Here is a 4,373-nt window from a genome sequence, read left to right on the forward strand (position 1 = left end):
GTATTGTATCTTTCATCACTTTTACAAATACCTTTTTTACAATTATACAATAGATTAAAAATCAAGGATGAAAAAATGACAGAAGAGCTAAATAAATATTTCCACACTATGTTTTCCGTAAATATTGATAAGGTAAAAATAAGTTAGTACATTAGGAGTGATAAAGCCATGGGAAAAATACAAAGAAAAGCTTTAGAACACTTATGGCAATTTGGAGCTAGCCGGAAGAAAGTATTAGATTCAGGGGGGCCTATAGTATTTGAGAAAGGTGAAGGTTGTTACTTAATTGACGTAGATGGTAAGAAGTATATAGATGGATTATCAGGAGCATGGGTGGTCAATTCAGGCCATAGGCAACCTGATATTATTAAGGGGATTGTAAATCAGTATGATGATTTAGAATATGCTTTATCATCAGAAGGATTTACAAACACAAAAGCAATAGAATTAGCTGAAAAACTAAGCGTTATATTACCTGGACATATGGATAGGGTTTATTTTACTTGCGGTGGATCAGAAGCCGTAGAGATAGCCTTAAGGTTTGCAAGAATATATCATAAAATGACAGGAAATAGAAAAAAAGACAAAATCATAGCAAGACATGGTTCCTATCATGGAAGTACCCTATTTGCTTTATCCGTTTCTGGTTATGATATTATTAGTAAATCTTTTGGACCTACACCTAAAGGCATTGTGAAAACTACGCATCCCTATTGTTATCGATGTGAATATGAACCTGATCGGTGTGGATATATATGTGCAGATGATTTAGAAAAAATAATTCTTGAAAATGGAGCTGAAACCGTTGCTGCATTTATAGCGGAACCTATTTCTGCAAACTCAGGAGTAGCTATACCTCCTAAAGAATATTGGCAAAAAATCAGGTCTATTTGCGATAAATATAATGTTCTACTAATAATTGACGAAGTATTAACAGGCTTTGGGAGAAGTGGTAAATTATTTGGAATTGAAAATTTTAAAGTAGAGCCAGATATTATTACTATGTCAAAAGGTCTAACTTCAGGTTATGCTCCTTTAGGTGCTGTAGCTATGAAGAAAAGCATTAGCAATAGAATACCAGACAATGCATTTTTGCCTCAAGGATTTACTTATTCAGGACATCCTGTAAGTTGTGCTGCTGCATTAGCCAATATAAAATTTATGATTGATCATAAATTACCTGAAAATGCTAAAGTAATGGGTAATCTTCTTATAGATGGAATAAGTAAAAGGTTAGACGGAAATCCATACATAGGGGATATTCGTGGAATAGGCCTTTTAATCTGTATAGAAATAGATTCATCAAAAATGAATAGAGAAGTTCAAAATTCTTTGTCAGAATATTTCTTGAAAAAGGGCCTATATACCAGAGTGATTAAGGAATACATCCATATTGCTCCACCCTTAATTATCAATTCTAATGAAGTGGAAAAAATAATCCATATTGTTGTCTCTGGCATTGAAGAATTAAGTAAAAAATACCAGTAGTACTTCTTGTATCAATATTAGGAAAGGGGGGTAGCTTAAGTGGATATACCAAGTGATGTTATGGGTATTTATCTAACCGATATATGTAACTATAAATGTATATTTTGTTCTGTAGATAACCCATCTAAAAAAGGTGAAAGCATAATATTAGAAGATATATTTAAAATATTAGATATGAATAAAACAAATAATTATGAAGGTGTAGCACTTTGGGGAGGAGAACCTACAGTTAGAAAAGACTTTTTTGAGATCTTAGAGAAGATAAAGTCCTATAATTTTAGCAGAGTAATTATTGAAACCAATGGTTCTAATCTATCAGATACTGAATTTTTGAAAAGAACATTAGATAATGGAGTAAATTATTTCATTATATCAATACATGGAGCCAATTCAGAGGTACAAGATAGTATATCTTTGGTGGATGGAAGCTTTGATAAGATAATTAAAACAATAAAGAATTTGAAGAAGAATAATATGCCCGTTAGAACCAACACAGTAGTTAATAAGCTAAACTATCATCAGTTACCAGAAATAGTAGAAATGTTAATAAAATTAGATGTAGACCATATCAATATTTCTGCCTTAAGAAATATTGGAACGGCAGCTAGAAATATGAAGATGGTAACGCCAACTTTTACTGAAGTAGATGAGTATGTCGAGGAGGCTTTTGAAAAGGTGCTTGGAGCAAAGAAAGGATTGACCTTCGATGTTTTTCCATTCTGTAGAATTAAAGGTTATGAGAATTATCAGCTAAAATGGTCAAATTACAAAATGTTTTATGGAGATAAAGTAGTTGATGACTTCTCAGAGTTTACGAATAAATTAAAGACAAAGGGAAAAGTATGTAGAAAATGCAATTATATTGAGGAATGCGGTGGTGTTTTTAGAGGATATATTGATCTATATGGATGGGATGAGTTTGGTTATTAAAGAATTCAATATGAAACTCTTACTTAAGGGGGTATAGAAATCGAAAAAGACAAAGATTTTTATAAAAAATTTGCAAAGTCTTTTAGTTCAGTCTATATAAGTATAACTGATAAATGCAATATTAAATGTAGACATTGTTCAGAGAGAGATGGAACTGTGTTACCTGATCCAGATCCACAGGAAATTATAAATTGGATATCCATGATAGCAAATTCCCGTGAATCAAAACATATTGTCTTTGTTGGAGGAGAGCCTTTTTTACAAAAAAGTTTAAGAACTTATATATATCATGGAAGTAAGGTAGGTTTAATAACAACAGTAGTTACCAATGGTTATTGGGCTTCAACAGAAGAGAAGGCTGAAGATATATTAAAAAGCTTTCCAGGATTAAATTGTATAATTGCTAGCTCAGATATATATCATCTTGAATTCATTGATAAAGAAATTATCTATAATTTAGTTAGAGCCTGTTTAAAATTAGGTATTGCAATTACAATCAATATAACAGCTGCTAGCAAAGAAGAAGGAGAAAGAATTGAAAAGATATATAAACATTTCAAAAAGGATAATGTTCACATTGTGGTTTCACCAATGTTTCCTTGGGGTGCAGCTACTAAATTAACAATTGAAAAGTTTAAATATCTAAACGATTTAAACTTATTGCCTAATTATTGTGAAATAAGGGATCACCACATTGATAGTGCAGGAAGGGTTTATTCCTGTTGTAATGCAACTTTAGGTAATAAAACGGGTTTTTTATTTTTAGGAAACTTGAAGAAAGAATCATATGATACAATTATTGCAAATAGGGATTCTAATCCACTATTTAATTTTATAGACCGTTGGGGACCACAAGGTCTAGGCAAACTTATTTCTGAAAGTCCTTTTATTGATGAATTAAAAGATATTGAATTCACCCATAGTTGTCATTTATGCAGCCTAATACTTAATGATGAAAATATATATCAATATATATTAAAAATATTAGGACATAAAGAACAAGCCAAAACCAGCTGAATTTTATAGTAATTATTACAAAAATTATCATAGATAATAATTTTATCTATAAATAATTGATAATTTTTTGAAAATGTGATATACTACTTATTAAAATTCATATAGTGCTATGAAGGGACCTAGTAGATAATGAAGTCTTCTTAGAGAGCCAATGGTAGGTGGAAATTGGTAAGGCTAGTTATTGAATCCAGCCCTGAGCTTTTTAATACCAAGAGTGAACCAAAAGGTTAACTAGGGTGGCAACGCGGGAATACTCTCGTCCCTAACTATTTAGGGATTGAGAGTTTTTTTAATTAATAATGATTGGAGGCGATAGAGATGTTGGACATTAGAAGAATTAGAAAAAATCCAGAAGAAGTGGTAAAAGCCTTAGAAAAGAGGCATGGAGATTATCCTATTGACAAAGTATTAGAACTAGATGAAAAAAGGAGAAGTCTATTAGCTGAAGTTGAAGGAATGAAGTCTAAACAGAACTCTGTATCAAAGGAAATTCCAAAACTAAAGAAGGAGGGCAAAGACCCCTCAGCCCTATTGACAGAAATGAAAGAATTATCATCTAAAATAAAAGAAATGGATGCAGAAGTGAAGGATATAGATTTAGAATTGAAGGATTTGTTACTCCATATTCCAAATACTCCTCATGAGTCAGTTATAGAGGGTAAGACAGATGAAGACAATATAGAAATTCGAAAATGGGGAGAACCTACAAATTTTGATTTTGAACCAAAAGCCCACTGGGATATAGGTTCTGATCTAGATATTTTAGATTTTGAAAGGGCTTCTAAACTAACTGGAGCTAGGTTTTCCTTATTTAAGGGAGCTGGAGCATTACTTGAGAGAGCTCTAATCAACTTTATGATTGATATGCATACGACGGACCATGGATATACTGAAGTTTCAACTCCATTTATGGTAAATAGGGATAGTATGATAGGTAC

General features: G+C 31.8%; 4 protein-coding genes and 1 other annotated feature. All 4 genes read left to right on the forward strand.

The genetic code is table 11. The features are described 5' to 3' along the window. Positions 1 to 168 precede the first annotated feature (168 nt). A complete protein-coding gene (locus tag VK998_RS00355; RefSeq protein ID WP_325224217.1) occupies positions 169 to 1,488 on the forward strand; it encodes an aminotransferase family protein in 1,320 nt (439 codons plus the stop codon). A 39-nt stretch (positions 1,489 to 1,527) separates the two neighbouring features. After that, entirely contained in the window at positions 1,528 to 2,418 is an 891-nt protein-coding gene (locus VK998_RS00360; RefSeq protein ID WP_325224219.1) for a radical SAM protein, read from the forward strand. A 102-nt stretch (positions 2,419 to 2,520) separates the two neighbouring features. Beyond that, the gene (locus VK998_RS00365) at positions 2,521 to 3,435 is read left to right on the forward strand and encodes a radical SAM protein (protein ID WP_325224221.1); all 915 of its coding nucleotides are present in this window, start codon (positions 2,521 to 2,523) and stop codon (positions 3,433 to 3,435) included. A gap of 100 nt (positions 3,436 to 3,535) precedes the next feature. Further along, positions 3,536 to 3,702, forward strand: a binding site (T-box leader). 51 nt (positions 3,703 to 3,753) lie between these two features. Beyond that, a partial coding sequence (locus tag VK998_RS00370) for a serine--tRNA ligase (protein ID WP_475513919.1) occupies positions 3,754 to 4,373 on the forward strand: 620 nt, incomplete at its 3' end.

Origin of the sequence: Schnuerera sp. (assembly GCF_035459645.1) — a bacterium.
Taxonomy (GTDB): Bacteria; Bacillota; Clostridia; order Tissierellales; family Tepidimicrobiaceae; genus Schnuerera.